Source organism: Arthrobacter sp. 05T47, from assembly GCF_056395825.1.
Genome location: NZ_JBFTKG010000002.1, coordinates 233,076 through 246,432, shown reverse-complemented (window position 1 = coordinate 246,432; position 13,357 = coordinate 233,076). Strand labels below are relative to the sequence as shown.

Annotated in this window: 16 protein-coding genes and 1 tRNA gene; 14 read left to right on the top strand and 3 right to left on the bottom strand. The window is 65.9% G+C overall.

What is annotated here, in order from left to right:
- Window positions 1–147 precede the first annotated feature (147 nt).
- The 3 genes from AC1DEY_RS03280 to AC1DEY_RS03270 all read left to right on the top strand — a co-directional run bounded on the left by AC1DEY_RS03280 (window position 148) and on the right by AC1DEY_RS03270 (window position 3,192).
- A complete protein-coding gene (locus AC1DEY_RS03280) occupies window positions 148–402 on the top strand; it encodes a hypothetical protein (RefSeq protein ID WP_476866730.1) in 255 nt (84 codons plus the stop codon).
- Window positions 403–552: 150 nt separating this feature from the next.
- Window positions 553–634: transfer RNA gene (locus AC1DEY_RS03275), tRNA-Tyr, on the top strand.
- A gap of 500 nt (window positions 635–1,134) precedes the next feature.
- Window positions 1,135–3,192, top strand: coding sequence for a hypothetical protein (locus AC1DEY_RS03270; protein WP_476866729.1), 2,058 nt, complete (start codon window positions 1,135–1,137; stop codon window positions 3,190–3,192).
- Between the two features lie 147 nt (window positions 3,193–3,339).
- Here the strand turns inward: AC1DEY_RS03270 and AC1DEY_RS03265 are convergent, their stop codons facing one another.
- On the bottom strand, window positions 3,340–3,909 hold the full coding sequence (locus AC1DEY_RS03265; protein ID WP_476866728.1) for a LysM peptidoglycan-binding domain-containing protein: 570 nt from the start codon (window positions 3,907–3,909) through the stop codon (window positions 3,340–3,342).
- A gap of 120 nt (window positions 3,910–4,029) precedes the next feature.
- On the opposite strand from AC1DEY_RS03265, the gene AC1DEY_RS03260 reads away from it, so the two are divergent.
- The 4 genes from AC1DEY_RS03260 (at window position 4,030) to AC1DEY_RS03245 (ending at window position 6,537) form a co-directional block, all read left to right on the top strand.
- Window positions 4,030–4,629 (top strand): DinB family protein, encoded by a 600-nt coding sequence (locus AC1DEY_RS03260; RefSeq protein ID WP_476866727.1) that lies wholly within the window; start codon window positions 4,030–4,032, stop codon window positions 4,627–4,629.
- A gap of 70 nt (window positions 4,630–4,699) precedes the next feature.
- Window positions 4,700–5,077, top strand: a complete 378-nt coding sequence (locus tag AC1DEY_RS03255) for an META domain-containing protein (protein ID WP_476866726.1) — start codon at window positions 4,700–4,702, stop codon at window positions 5,075–5,077.
- Between the two features lie 30 nt (window positions 5,078–5,107).
- A complete protein-coding gene (locus AC1DEY_RS03250) occupies window positions 5,108–5,389 on the top strand; it encodes a DUF1059 domain-containing protein (RefSeq protein ID WP_476866820.1) in 282 nt (93 codons plus the stop codon).
- Entirely contained in the window at window positions 5,386–6,537 is a 1,152-nt protein-coding gene (locus AC1DEY_RS03245) for an EAL domain-containing protein (protein WP_476866725.1), read from the top strand. The genes AC1DEY_RS03250 and AC1DEY_RS03245 overlap by 4 nt, the downstream gene beginning before the upstream one ends.
- Before the next feature lie 16 nt (window positions 6,538–6,553).
- Here the strand turns inward: AC1DEY_RS03245 and AC1DEY_RS03240 are convergent, their stop codons facing one another.
- Window positions 6,554–7,039 carry a DUF1810 domain-containing protein gene (locus AC1DEY_RS03240; protein WP_476866724.1) on the bottom strand — a complete coding sequence of 162 codons (486 nt, stop codon included), beginning with the start codon at window positions 7,037–7,039 and terminating at the stop codon, window positions 6,554–6,556.
- A 143-nt stretch (window positions 7,040–7,182) separates the two neighbouring features.
- Between AC1DEY_RS03240 and AC1DEY_RS03235 the strand changes: the two genes are divergently transcribed.
- The 6 genes from AC1DEY_RS03235 (at window position 7,183) to AC1DEY_RS03210 (ending at window position 12,045) form a co-directional block, all read left to right on the top strand.
- Window positions 7,183–8,127 (top strand): ABC transporter ATP-binding protein, encoded by a 945-nt coding sequence (locus AC1DEY_RS03235; RefSeq protein ID WP_476866723.1) that lies wholly within the window; start codon window positions 7,183–7,185, stop codon window positions 8,125–8,127.
- Window positions 8,120–9,712, top strand: a complete 1,593-nt coding sequence (locus AC1DEY_RS03230; protein ID WP_476866722.1) for an ABC transporter permease — start codon at window positions 8,120–8,122, stop codon at window positions 9,710–9,712. Before AC1DEY_RS03235 ends, AC1DEY_RS03230 begins: the two co-directional genes overlap by 8 nt.
- Window positions 9,713–9,867: 155 nt before the next feature.
- Window positions 9,868–10,599, top strand: coding sequence for an MgtC/SapB family protein (locus AC1DEY_RS03225; protein WP_476866721.1), 732 nt, complete (start codon window positions 9,868–9,870; stop codon window positions 10,597–10,599).
- Complete coding sequence (locus AC1DEY_RS03220; RefSeq protein ID WP_476866720.1) at window positions 10,583–11,035, top strand: DUF1801 domain-containing protein; 453 nt, start codon at window positions 10,583–10,585, stop codon at window positions 11,033–11,035. The genes AC1DEY_RS03225 and AC1DEY_RS03220 overlap by 17 nt, the downstream gene beginning before the upstream one ends.
- 48 nt (window positions 11,036–11,083) lie before the next feature.
- Window positions 11,084–11,626: a GNAT family N-acetyltransferase gene (locus AC1DEY_RS03215; protein WP_476866719.1), complete on the top strand. Its 543-nt coding sequence runs from the start codon at window positions 11,084–11,086 to the stop codon at window positions 11,624–11,626.
- Entirely contained in the window at window positions 11,626–12,045 is a 420-nt protein-coding gene (locus AC1DEY_RS03210) for a VOC family protein (protein WP_476866718.1), read from the top strand. Before AC1DEY_RS03215 ends, AC1DEY_RS03210 begins: the two co-directional genes overlap by 1 nt.
- A 12-nt stretch (window positions 12,046–12,057) precedes the next feature.
- Here the strand turns inward: AC1DEY_RS03210 and AC1DEY_RS03205 are convergent, their stop codons facing one another.
- The gene (locus AC1DEY_RS03205; RefSeq protein ID WP_441407776.1) at window positions 12,058–12,492 is read right to left on the bottom strand and encodes a DUF7144 family membrane protein; all 435 of its coding nucleotides are present in this window, start codon (window positions 12,490–12,492) and stop codon (window positions 12,058–12,060) included.
- Window positions 12,493–12,626: 134 nt separating this feature from the next.
- On the opposite strand from AC1DEY_RS03205, the gene AC1DEY_RS03200 reads away from it, so the two are divergent.
- Window positions 12,627–13,355, top strand: coding sequence for a Type 1 glutamine amidotransferase-like domain-containing protein (locus AC1DEY_RS03200; protein ID WP_476866717.1), 729 nt, complete (start codon window positions 12,627–12,629; stop codon window positions 13,353–13,355).
- The last annotated feature ends 2 nt before the right edge of the window (window positions 13,356–13,357 follow it).

Sequence of the window (13,357 nt, the reverse complement as noted above, 5' to 3'; positions counted from 1 at the left end):
GCATTCCAGCCTAGTACGGATGCCCCGGATGTGGCGGCCGGCAGGTGCGGCTACGTTTCACAGTCCGCTCATAGCTCAATCATGGCGGGAACGAAGCCGGGGCGCCCAGAGTTGCAAGGGTTGGAACCCCCGCTGAAAGGCAAGAACATGCACCACAAGGCCGTCCGCTACGTCACCCGCACCACCGCCGCCGCTGCCAGCACCCTGGCGACGACGGCGAGCTCCGTTGCCGCCGCTGCCCTGGCGGCCTCCATCATCCTGAGCCCGACCGCCGATGCGTCAGCCCGCATGGACGGTGTCCACGCCGACCTGGCCCGCGCCGTCCAGCTGAACCAGGTCACCGCGGAGCAGGCAGCACGATTCGAGGAACGCCTGGCCGGACGCATTCTCGGAGAGGCCTGATTTTCCGGGGATTTCGGCCCTCTCCGGCGCCGATTCGATTCTTCGGCAGAAGTTCTGTAAAGTTGTCTTGCCCGCGGGTGCTGGAAGCGGAACGGACTGGAAACAGGCGTTCTGGGACTGGAAACCGCGAGTGATCTTCTTTTGAAGTTCGGCAGATTACCCGAGCGGCCAAAGGGGGCTGACTGTAAATCAGCTGGCAACGCCTACGGGGGTTCGAATCCCTCATCTGCCACCCTTGCAAAGGGCTCTATTTCCTAGCAGTAGCTAAGGAAATAGAGCCCTTTGTTGTTTTCTCGAGAATCCTGTCTGGGCACATTTTGAACACACTTGAGTGTGAAACGGCTCGATCCAGTGTGCGGCCGCCCCGTCCAGATGCTCATCCACCAGGACCGCGTGGATGTCCAGAGCGAGGCTCCCGTGTTTGCGCGCAATGGTGCCAGCCATATCAGGGCCCCGTGAGCACCGTTCTGCGTGCCGCAACAACCAGGCCGCGCCGTCGACCGCGTTTCGTGCTGCCTCGCCCGCCCCGCGCGCGTATAGTTCCCGCGTGTCGGGCAACGCCTCTACCTAACGTCCTCGATCCTGGCCCAAGTGCCCAAGGCCCCGAGATTCTCGCCAACGAGCATTGCGGAGCCTTTGAGTAGCGCCGGGCGACGGATCTGGCCGTCCCAAGGGCAGGCACAACCGACGACGCCTACACCGACGAGCCATGAATCACGCAAAGGACTTCCATTGGGGACAGAGACAACACTGCGCGGCCTTAAGACGCCTGACGAGAACGAACTGCTTCGCGGCGGCAGTCACGTCATCCCGGCTAACGCCCAGAAGGCCCAGCAGGAGAACAACCTCGCCCAACTATTGGACCCACTGCGACACAACCTGCTGGCACGCACCCGCCCCATGCCCTCCGGCAAGTGCTTCCTCCGCCGCACGTCAAAGTACAAGTACTGGATGGGCTACCAACTGGATTCGCTGCGGTGGATGGTTCACACCTTCAGTAACTCCCCAAACACTGACGGCGGCGCCGAGGCCAGGCAACTCGTGCAGTTGAACAATTTCGCCGCCTACCGCGCCGGCCTGTACACGAACTGGGACGCGGCGGACTGGACGTGGAAGGGGGCGAGCTGGGAGGACTCCACCCCGTTAGCCGGGCGTCGGGCAAGGACCCGCAGGGAATACGCCCGGTTCACCTTGCCGGTGGGCAGCCGCGCGGCCCTAATGCGCTATACCGCGCACTCGTCCAACGGGATTGCCGAAGTCCGCATGACGGATGATCTGGGCATGACACACACGCCGTCTGATCTGCTGTCGGGCCGGGAGATGCTGGAAGCCGGACTGGTCACGCAGTGCGATATCGATGCGGGGAACATCAGTACCAGCGCCTACTACATCAGCCAGCACACGTATGGGGTGAGCTGCCTCGCGGACCGTGTCCTGTCCACGAACCTCGACACGCAACGGACCTACACCGTGACCGTTCTGGGGACAGGCGTGCAGAGAGCCGGTTCCATCCCGGTCCACCTGGTTGGCAATCCGTCGGCCGAAGTGGAATTTTCGGAGGGCGAAGCAACAGGCGCCTCACTGTCGAGGGTGGCAGGCGCCGCTCCGGCCCAGGGCGGTGCATACTACCGACTGACCGTCACGGACAACACTGCTGGTACCCACAACCAGCAGGTGGATATTTCGCCTCGCGTTACAGTTGTCCCCGGTCTGCCACACACCATGTCTGCCTACGTTCGGGCGTCTGGAAATGTAGGCGTATCCCTGCAGATGTCCTTTTACGATTCTGCCGGGGCCGCAATCGGCAACAGTTCCTCATCGCCCACCATCACCGGCGCTACTTTTGCCTGGACTTCCGTAACTGCAACAGCCCCAGCCGGGACAGTAAGCATGCTTCTTCGGATCGGCAATGCTGACGCTGCTGCCGTCGGCGACACGATTGACTTTGACGGCGTGGTGCTCGAGCAGTCGGACATGCCAGGCCCCTGCGCCGAAGGGGTGCCGGCGCCGTACGTGACGGTGGCCGCCATCGGCCGCGACCACCCGACCCCGAATAGTCAGACGACGTGGGTCCTTGATGAGCAGTTGGGCGGCGCTGGACGGAGCGACCCGTCGGCGTGGGAATACGCCTTGGGTGTTGCCATCGGCGGCACTGACGCGTTCATCGGCAACCAGCACGGTTACGACCGCCCTGCGTCTTGGAAGGTTTACGCCGAGGGCAAGACTCTCACTCCGCCAGTGGACTCCATCTACACCTCGAACGGGTTCACGATCGAGCGGCTGTCGGATCTTTACCACCCTGGCAGCGAGAGCAAGGTGGGGACCGCGCGGGTCGTGTACAGCATGACTGCAGCGGGAGGATTGCACGTTCACCGAAAAATCACGTGGGCGACAGACGGCTGGTACTACTGCCCCTACATGGTGATGTGGCCGACCACGCTGCAGCGAGTGTCGTGGGTCGGGGCCAACCAGACCTGGACCGCGGACCAGAATCTCGGCAAGGCGCCTGGCGGCCAACTCGGCAAACTCCCGTACCAGTTGTGCTATGCCTGGAACCCGGACGGGAACTATGTTGCCCTGTGCGACTCCGGAATTGAGGGCTTCCGCTCCTTCGCATCGGGGGCAGCCTACGCGTACTACGAGGACCGCAGTGCCACCCTGAAGAAGCTCTACGTCGCCCCGATCACGGACGGTGCACGGCACCAGTTCATCGCCGGCGACACCTGGGGAGCTGCCAGCACGTATTCGGCCGGCAGGGTATCCAGCCCGGAGGTAACGCTGAAACGCTAGCATCCGCTTCGGAGACGGGCTCCGAAGCCTCCTGAAGGACCGTGCGTGCCTTTCGTCCGGTTACTCCCTCGGGGGGCCTCCGGAACCAATCAGTTCCGGAGGCCTTTTCTTTCCCCGCCGTTCTGTAGTCCCCAAGAACGCCGCGGCTCAGTTGGTCGTTGGACTCGGGATGGTGACCGTGGTGCCGGCGGGCGGTATCCACTCGTGGCCGGTCAACAGGTTCAGGTTGGCTATCCGCAACGCATAGAGCGGGACTCCGTAGCGGCTCGCGATCCCAGAAGGGGTGTCTCCTGCGATCGTCTCGTACAGGAGCCGCCCCTGCCCGTCCTGGCCGGTCACGCTTCCGCCGGCCCCCAGCTGCGGCACGGCCACGCCTCTGAGGTCGATGACTTCTCCCGCGGTAATGGACACCGCTTCGTTGAAACTCCTGAGGATCTCGGGAGTCATCCTGAAGTGGGCGGCGATGCCCTCCCAGGTGTCTCCGTCGACAGCCGTGTAGCGCATCGGCTGGAAGAACCCGTTCGTTTCGGTCGTCCCCTGCAGGCCCCCGGCCGCCGGGGTCGTTGCAGGGGCAGCGGCCGCGGGGGATTCGCCCTGGGCTGCCGCGCCTGATTCGCAGGCTGCCAGCAGGACGGCGAGGACTGCAGCCAGAAGAACCACGGCCAGAAGAACTGCGGCGGCTGGCGGGACGCGCTTTACACCGGAACTGTGACTCACGTTGGGTGTCCTGTCAGTCGGGGCCTCCCCCCGAGGCCCGTTGCCGCTGATTATTCCATACGTTTTATGAAACCGAGATTTCCGCAGGCCGCAGCCCGGGGGTTCGGTATAGTGCCGGTCATGGATGAAAAGGCGATCTTGCACACCTACCTGCGCACCCGAAGGGCCAGCCTGCTGGCAAAGCTCGACGGGCTCAGCGAGTACGACGCGCGCCGGCCCCTCACGGCCACGGGCACCAACCTGCTGGGCCTGGTCAAGCATGTGGCCAGCGTAGAGCTCGGTTACTTCGGCGAGGTCTTTGGCCGGCCCAGCGACCTGGAACTGCCATGGTTGGCCGAGAATGCGGAGCCCGACGCTGACATGTGGGCTGCCCCCGGCGAGACGCGGGAGCAGATCGCAGAGCTCCACCGCGTCTCTGCCGCGCACAGCGACGCCACCATCGAGGAGCTCGCCCTGGACGCGCCCGGCGTGGTGCCTTGGTGGCCGGACGAGCGCAAGCACGTGACCCTGCACCAGATTCTTGTGCACATGTGCGTGGAAACAGCCCATCACCTCGGCCACGCGGACATCCTGCGCGAGCTCATCGACGGCAGCGCTGGCCAGCGCCCGGGGGATCCGAACTTGTCGGTGCGTACGCCCGAAGAGTGGGCTGTCCACCGGGCCCGGATCGAGGCGGCCGCCGTCGCCGCCGAAGCGGGGGCACCGGCTGCCGGCCGCTAGGAGTCCGAAGGCGACCCGGAGAGGCGGAATGATCCTTCCGTCCGGGAGATAGCTCAACTAGCATGGCGGCATGAGTCGGTTGCGCCGAAGCGGTCTGCTGGTTGTTGCCATGCTGGTTGCCGGCATGGCGCTGGCGGCACTCACGGGGTGCTCCGGTCCGGCCCTGAAATCGTTCGCCGGAAGTTGGGGGCAGACCGTCAAAGGTCAGCCCAACCTCACGATCACCGACGACGGCTCCTTCCAGGGAACGGACGGCTGCAATCGTTTGACGGGCAAAGGATCGATTTCGGCCGATTCCTTCGACTTCGGCCCGATCGCATCCACCATGATGGCCTGCAGCGACGTCGACACGTGGCTGTCGCAGGCGCACACCGCCAAGGTGGACGGGACTGTGCTTGTCGTCTACGGCAACAGCGGTAGCAAGATCGGGACCCTGGCCAAGCAGTGACATTGCCGGCTTCGCGCTCTGTTGGCGTTCGTGTTCCGGCAACACCCCGCTTTTCTGCGAGCAAAATCTCAGTTTTCGAGGCACCGCCATCGTACTGTTGTCCGGTCCGCTGTCGAAGAAGTAAAGGGAGAATTCGTGAAGTCGTTTGCCTGTGGTGATGTGGTTCCCGGTTGTGAAGCACGCTGGGTGTGCAGTACGGAAGATGAAATTCTGGTCAATGTCGCCGCTCACGCTGCGTCTTCGCATGGGCTGGAGGAGCTGCCGGCCGACGTCGTGCAGGCCGTCCACAGAGCCATCGTTCCCGTTAGTTGATTCACGAGGCAGGCGGCCTCCGGCCCCACGCCGGGGCCGTTCCCGGCCCGGACTGGAACGAGCAGCTGGCGGCCGCCTGCCGGGGTGTCGGCCTTTCCGCGGCCTACCAACCCATCGTTGATACTGCCCGCGGAACGGTGGTGGGCTACGAGGCCCTGGCGCGATTTCCGGGGTTCGCCGAAAAGAACCCCGAAGTGTGGTTTGCCGCAGCGCGCACTCATGGCCTGGCGGCCGAGCTTGAGGCTGCTGCCTTGCGGGTTGCCCTCGCGGCACGTCCCACCCTGCCTGCGAACTGCTTCCTGACCCTCAACGTCTCGCCGGAGCTGCTGCTCACGGACGATATYCGGGAGATCTGGCGCCGCCAGGGAAACCTTGGCGGACTGGTGGTTGAGCTGACGGAGCAAACCCCGATCGACTCCTATCTGGAGCTCGAGCCCGACCTCAACCAGCTGCGCGCCGCCGGCGCGCTGATCGCCGTCGACGACGCCGGAGCCGGCTATGCGGGGCTCCGCCACCTCCTGGCGCTGCGGCCCTCGCTGATCAAGATCGATCGCGAACTCGTCCAGGACCTCGACCGTGACGAGGCCAAACGGGCCCTGATCTCCATGCTCGGAACCTTTGCCAGTCGGGTCGACGCCTGGATCCTGGCCGAGGGAGTGGAACGGGTGGAGGAACTGGACGCCCTGGTGGCCCTCGGCGTGCCGCTTGTCCAGGGGTATTGCCTGGCCCGGCCGGGACCGGCCTGGGTGCAGATCGATCTTGACGTCGCCCACCGCCTGGCGTCCAAACCCCCGGTGACGCAGCGGAGCACTATTCGGGACATCGCGGAACCCGCGACAACGGCCACCACGACGGCGACGGCGGCTGCCGCCTTTGATGCCAACCCCGCCCTTCAGTCCGTGGTGCTGATGGAGGAACACCTGCGGCCGGTCGCGGTGCTCGATCCCGTCGCGGCGGCCATGGGCATGGTGAGCCCGGGAATGCGGGTCAACCTGGACACGCCGATCGGCGAGGCGCTGGCGCGTTGCATGACGCGGACTCAGGGCAACAGGTTTGACCCCCTTCTGGTGACGGACAACGCCGGCCGCTTTGCCGGCGTCGCGCGCATGGAGCGGATGATCACCGCCCTGGCTGCGCCGGACAGCTAACCGTCCGCCCGGACGGCTAACCGTCCGGATCGCCTGGCTGGTCCGCGTCGCCGGACTGCCCCGCCGGCAGCTGTCCATCCAACAACTGTCCCGTGCCGGGGTCCTCCCTGCCCTCGAAGTAGCGGTCCAGGACATCGCGGAACACGGATTCACCCGGGTCTGCAAGCCGGAACAGCGTCATGGACGAGTGCAGCTTCCGCGCGTCGATGCTGCCAAAAATCTGCACCGCAGACCGGCCCTCCAGGGAGGCCACTGTGGCGGCAACTTCCCGCAGGCGGGGACCAAGGAGGTCGTGCCGAATGTAGGCCCGGGCCTCGTCCAGGGAGGAGATGGCATATTTGCGGGCGGTTTCGCTGTGGCCCAGGCCTGCGAGCTGGGGGAAAACGAACCACATCCAGTGGCTCCGCTTCATGCCCGACCTCACCTCCGCCAGGGCGTGCCCATAGGTTCCGCCTGCATCTTGGGCGACCACGAACCGTTCAAGATCGTAGGGGTCTTCCATGTTCGTTAGGCTACGTCGCCGGATCGCGAAGCGACAGGTCCGTGGAAGCGACAGGGCCGTGACAGGGCAAAGGCAGCGTGCCCTGAGGTGACAGGCCTTTCGGCTGGGATCAAATTGTCGGTCTCAGGCGTATTGTGTCCCCCATGGCGAGCGTGGTGGAGATGGCCGGGGTTGTAAAGCGCTTCGGGCCGGTGGTTGCCCTGAACGGGTTGGACTTTTCAGTTGAGGCCGGCGAGGTGCACGGGTTCCTAGGCCCGAACGGTGCGGGCAAATCGACAACGATCCGCCTGCTGCTGGGCATGCTCCGGGCCAACGCGGGTTCCATCCGGGTGCTGGGCCTGGACCCGTGGCGCGACGTCGCGAGCCTGCACCGGCGCCTGGCCTATGTTCCAGGGGACGTGGCGCTCTGGCCCAACCTGACCGGCGGCGAGGTGATCGACCTCCTCGGCCGGCTCCAGGGCGGCCAGGACGTGGACCGGCGGGACCGGCTCCTTGAGGCATTCGACCTCGACCCCACAAAGAAGTCCCGGGCGTACTCCAAAGGGAACCGGCAGAAAGTTGCCCTGATCGCGGCACTGTCCACCGACGCTGAGCTGTTCTTGCTGGACGAGCCCACCAGTGGCCTGGACCCGCTCATGGAGGACGTTTTTCGCGGCTGTATCCGGGACCTGCGGAACCAAGGCCGCACGGTGCTGCTGAGCAGCCACATCCTCAGCGAGGCCGAGGCGTTGTCCGACCGCGTCAGCATCATCCGGGCGGGCCAAGTGGTGGACTCCGGGCGGCTTGAGGAGCTCAGGCACTTGACCAGGACCACCGTCACGGCCGACGTCTCAGCGGTGCCGCCGGGTTTGGACATCCTGCCGGGGGTCCACGACGTCGTCATAACAAACCACCGCGTCAGCGCGCAGGTGGAACCGTCCGGCCTGGCCCCGCTCATGCGTGCGCTGACCGACGCGGGCCTCCTCGCGCTGACCAGCCAACCGCCAACCCTCGAGGACCTCTTCCTCCGCCACTATGGCTCAGCGGTCCCCGCGGCCGCGGCAGTGTCCGCAGCCGAGTCCGGCAATGGGCGGTCCGGTGATGCGTGAAACGTTGGCGGGTACAACGGTCCTGGTCCGGCTCGGACTCCGGCGCGACCGCTGGCTGCTGCCGGCATGGATCGCAGGATTCGCCCTAACGACCTATTCCACCGCCGCAGCCGGCGCCGAACTGTACCCCGACGTCGGGAGCCGGGTCGAAGCCGCGACGGCCCTGAACGCCACGGCCTCGCTCGTGGCGCTATTCGGCCGGGTCTATGACCCCACATCCCTGGGAGCGCTGTCCCTCATCAAGTACACAGCCTTCATGGCAGCCATCCTCGCCGTCCTGATGGTGAGCATCACCGTCCGGCACACCCGCAGCGACGAAGAGTCGGGGCGGCTGGAGTTGCTCGGGGGAGGGCGGCTGGGTCGCGACGCCCCACTCGCAGCCGCCCTCGCCATCAGCTTCGGATCGAGCCTGGTCCTCGGACTGGTAACGGCGTTGTCCCTGGCCGCCGGCGGACTTCCTGCCGCCGGGTCACTGGCGTTCGGACTCGGCTGGGCCGCGACCGGCATGGCGTACAGCGCCGTGGCCGGGGTCACCGCCCAGGTCACCGCCAGTGCGCGGGCCGCCACCGGAATGGGCGTCGGCGTCGTGGCAGTGACCTATGCGCTGCGGGCCGTGGGGGACCTCGCCGAACCCGGGCCGTCCGCCATGTCCTGGCTTTCACCGATTGGCTGGAACCAGCAGATCCGGGCCTTTGCCGGGGACCAATGGTGGGTGATCGCCCTGCCGCTGTCACTGTGCGTTGTCCTGGTGCCAGTGGCCGTCGGCCTCCGCGCCCGCCGTGACCTTGGCTCGGGTCTGCGGGAGGAGCGCCCCGGCCCGGCGCGAGGTTCCCTCCGCGGTGTCTGGGACCTCGCCGTGCGGCTCCAACTAAGAATGCTTGCAGCGTGGGCGGTGGCGTTCGTGGTGTTCGGCGTGGTGATCGGATCGCTGGTCGGCAACGTCACGGACTTGCTGAGTTCCCCAAACGCCCAGGACCTGATCAAGATGCTGGGCGGAACCCAGGCCATGACGGACGCCTTCATTGCCGCGGAGATCAGCATTATGGGGCTGCTGGCCGCCGCCTACGGGCTCTCGGCGGCCAGCCGGCTCCGCGACGAGGAGACAGACGGCCACGTCGAGGCTCTGCTGGGCACGGCCACCACCCGGCCGCGCTGGGCCACCAGCCATTTCGCCCTGGCGCTCGCCGGCGTCGCCGTGCTCATGCTGCTGGCCGGGTTGTCGGTCGGAGCCGGCGCAGCGGCGGTGCTGGCCGACGGAAACCAGCTTGGACGCGTCACCGTGGCCGCCGCCGCCCAGATCCCCGCGGCCTGGGTCATGACATCAGCGGTACTGGCCGTGTTCGGCTGGGCACCCCGGCTCACCGGGGCTGTCTGGGCCCTGCTGCTGTTGTTCGTGGCCCTGGGCGAGTTCGGCGTACTGTGGAACGCCCCGGAGTGGCTGATGGAACTCTCCCCGTTCCGGCATTCGCCGCTGCTTCCGTTGGATTCCGGCGCCGTGGGGCCGTTGCTGGGACTCACCGTGACGGCTTCTGCGCTCGCCGTAGTGGGCTACTCCGGCTGGCGCCGCCGCGATCTCGCGGCCTGAGCGGAACAGACCCGCCCCTGTTCGCCGCCCCCTACTCCCAGCAAGGGGGCGGCGGTACGATCAACATCAAGGGAGTCGTTGGCGTACCTCAGAGTTGGCCGGAGCCGCCGGCGTCCGGAACGGGGCGCCACTCTYGGGCCGGGCCGGAGAGCGGGATGCAGGACGCATATGGGATATATACCCCAACCACACTGGTGGAAATCGGGCTGCTGCTGGCGACATTTGTCCTCTGTTCCCTGATTGGTACCGAGCGGCAGGTCCGGCAAAAGGTCGCGGGCTACCGCACCCACGTACTCGTCGGTCTGGGATCGTGCACCTTTACTCTGATCTCCGCCTACGGTTTCGCCGCCGCTCAGCCCCCCGGGGGCACCATGGACCCGGCCCGCATTGCGGCCCAAATTGTCAGCGGCATCGGCTTCCTCGGAGCCGGCGTGATTTTCAAGGGGCGGAACGTTGTCCGGGGCCTGACGACGGCCGCGAGCATTTGGGTTTCGGCCGCCGTCGGCATGGCGTGCGGGGCCGGAATGCTGTCCCTGGCCGTTTCACTGACTGTTTTCCACCTCATCACGTTGTACGTCGTCTCTCCCTTCATCAGGAAGATACCGACCCCGGACGCCCACCGGGTCCTGCATCTGGGCTACGACGACAACCAGGGCGTGCTGCGGCAAGTGTTGGAGATCGCCACCAATATGGGCTTCAGCTCGTCGATCCTGAGCACCAACAAATCGGGAACCGAGCAAAAACCGATCGTCCTCATGGACATCCGCTTCCACGGGCATCTTCCGCTGCGGGACCTCGTCCCCTACCTTCTGGATGTGCCCGGCGTGAAGAGTGTCACCGTTCGCGGCGCCGACCCGAACGAGGAGGACGATGACTCCAGTTCCTGAAAACCCGCAACGGGACCCCCGAGTGGACGCCTTCATCGCGGCGCTGCCGGAATGGCAGCAGGATGTCTGCGCCCAGGTGCGTGAACTGGTCCATGCCGCCGACCCGGCGGTTACCGAGACCATCAAGCGCACCACGCAGCCCTATTTTGTCCTTGACGGCAACATCTGCGCGTTCCTGGCGGCCAAGGACCACGTCAACGTCTTCCTGTACGACGGCGGAATAGTCCCGGATCCGGAGGGCATCATCACGGGCGGGCACGACAACAAGACCGCGCGCACCGTCGCCTTCACCCAGGGAGAAGCCATCCCCGCCCTGGCCCTCACGGCGATGTTCCGGCAGATCATTGCGGACAACCGGGCCGGTGGCTGGCGGAAACTCAAGCCGCTCCGATTGAGTCAGGCCGCTCAAGCCGGGCCGATCGATCCAGGCCCCTGAAGCTGGCCTCTGATTGAAGCCGTTCCGGATGACCGTTAGAGTCTGCGGATGACCGAGAACAGCGCCGCCTTGACGGATACTGTGCGGGTGCGGGTGCTGCGCAGGCCCGACGCCAGCGCCCTGGCCGATGCCTACCTGCGGAACCGGGAGCACCTGGCGCCCTGGGAGCCCCTGCGGTCCGAGGATTTCTTCACCGTCAACGGACAGTCCGCCAGCATTGAGTCCAAGCTCGGGCTGTTCATCGCGGGATCGGACGTGCCATGGGTTCTTGTGGAGGGCTCCCGCATCGTCGGGGTGATGAACCTCAGCGGGATTGTCCGGGGGCCCTTCCTCAGTGCCCACCTCGGCTACTGGGTGGATAAGGACATGACCGGGCGGGGGATTGGCTCGGCAGCGCTGGAGTTCGCAGTCCAAGCCGCGCGGTCCGAGCTGGGCCTGCACCGGTTGCAGGCCGCCACCCTCCCGCACAATACCGCGTCACAGCGGATCCTGAAGCGGGCGGCTTTTGAGGAGATCGGCCTGGCGCCACGGTACCTTCAGATCGCCGGTTCATGGCAGGACCACGTCCTTTTCCAGCGGATCCTCTTCTGATGGCAGCTGTTCCGGATACGCCTGCGGACTTTGGTGCGCTGCACCATGTTGAACTCTGGGTGCCGGACCTGCAACGCGCCAGGGACCAGTGGGGCTGGCTGCTGGGCCGGCTGGGCTACGAGCCTTACCAGGACTGGGCCCACGGATGCAGCTGGCGTCGCGGGCCAACCTATATCGTCGTCGAGCAGTCCCCGGCCCTCAGCGGAACCGAACACCAGCGCACGGCTCCCGGCCTGAACCATCTGGCCTTCAGCGCGGGGACCCGGGAGCACGTGGACGCCATGGCGGCCGAGAGTCTGAGCCACGGCTGGGCCGAGCTGTTCCCGGAGAAATACCCGCACGCGGGCGGTCCAGGCCACTTCGCCGCCTACCTTGTCAACACGGACGGCTACGAAGTGGAGCTGATCGCTGCGGACTGAGCGCCCGGCGGCCTACGGATTGCTTGCCGGAGGTGCTTGTTCAGCCTTCAATTCCTCGCCGTGGGCGATGATCGCGTAGATGATCAGCACGTTCATGGCGATGACGATGAAGGCCCACCACGGCTGCTGCGGGATGAGCATCAGCTGCACCACCGCGCTGATGCCGGCCAGGACGACGCCAACCACCCGGGCCCACATTGCGCCTGAGAAGAGCGCGACGCCGGTGAGAATCAAGAGCACTCCGATCGCCAGATTCCACCAGCCCCACCCCTTCGCATCGAAGAGGAACAGGCTTCCCGGCGTCGATAGGTAGTAGGTGTCCGGTCCGGTGAGCGCGACGAGTCCTTGAAGACCACTGAAGACGCCGTTGATGATCAGAATGACTCCGGCGAAGCGGACCCAACCGGTCCAGCCAGTCGAAGCGACAGGATGATGGACAGTGCTCATAATGCCGACCGCTTTCCGTTTGAATGCTCTGCCGTCGGCCTCATGGTCGGCGCAGTCGTGTCACGAAGCTAGTACCGATTCCGATTATGTTCCTCACGCTCAGCGCCGGTCAATCGCTGCGGGTACTTTGAAGCATGACCATCTTGCTTGTCGGCGGAGGCCCGGACACCGTCACCACTCCCGTCGTCTTCGACCGGTTCGTCAGGGAACTCCGGTTCCGGGCCCCTGGGAGGGTTCCGCGCGTCGCCGTGGTTCTCTTTGACCATGAGGGCAGCTCGGAATATTTCCTGCCCGCCTATCTGGAGCCGCTGGAATCCCGAATCGCCTGCGAGGTGGTCCCGGTCCTTCTCCGCTTTGACAAGGGCGCGGCTGGTGCCGCGTTCGACGACGTCGATGGGATCGTGGTGGGCGGCGGCCCGACGCCGGGCTACCTGGAAGGTCTCCTGTCGTCCGCGGAGGCCATCCGCCGGGCAGTCTCCGATGGTGTGCCGTATATGGGGTTCTCTGCCGGGGCGATGGTGGCGCCGGCGAGGTCGATCGTGGGAGGCTACCGCATCCGCGGCACCGAGGTATGCCCGGTGGATTGGTCGGAGGGTCTCGAGGAAGTGGAGATCCGCGACGGGCTCGGATTGGTGCCCTTCGCTGTCGACGTCCACGCCGCGCAGGCCGGGACGCTCAGCCGGGCCGTCGCCGCGGTGGCGAAGGGCCTCGTGGACCGCGCGGCTGCCGTGGATGAGAACACTGCCCTGGTCCTGCACCACACGGACCTGGACTCCGTGGAGGTGATCGGCATTGGGAACTGCTGGACGATTCGCGGCACCGGCCCCAAGGCCACGGTCTCGGTCCTGTCGGCGCATGGCTAGCC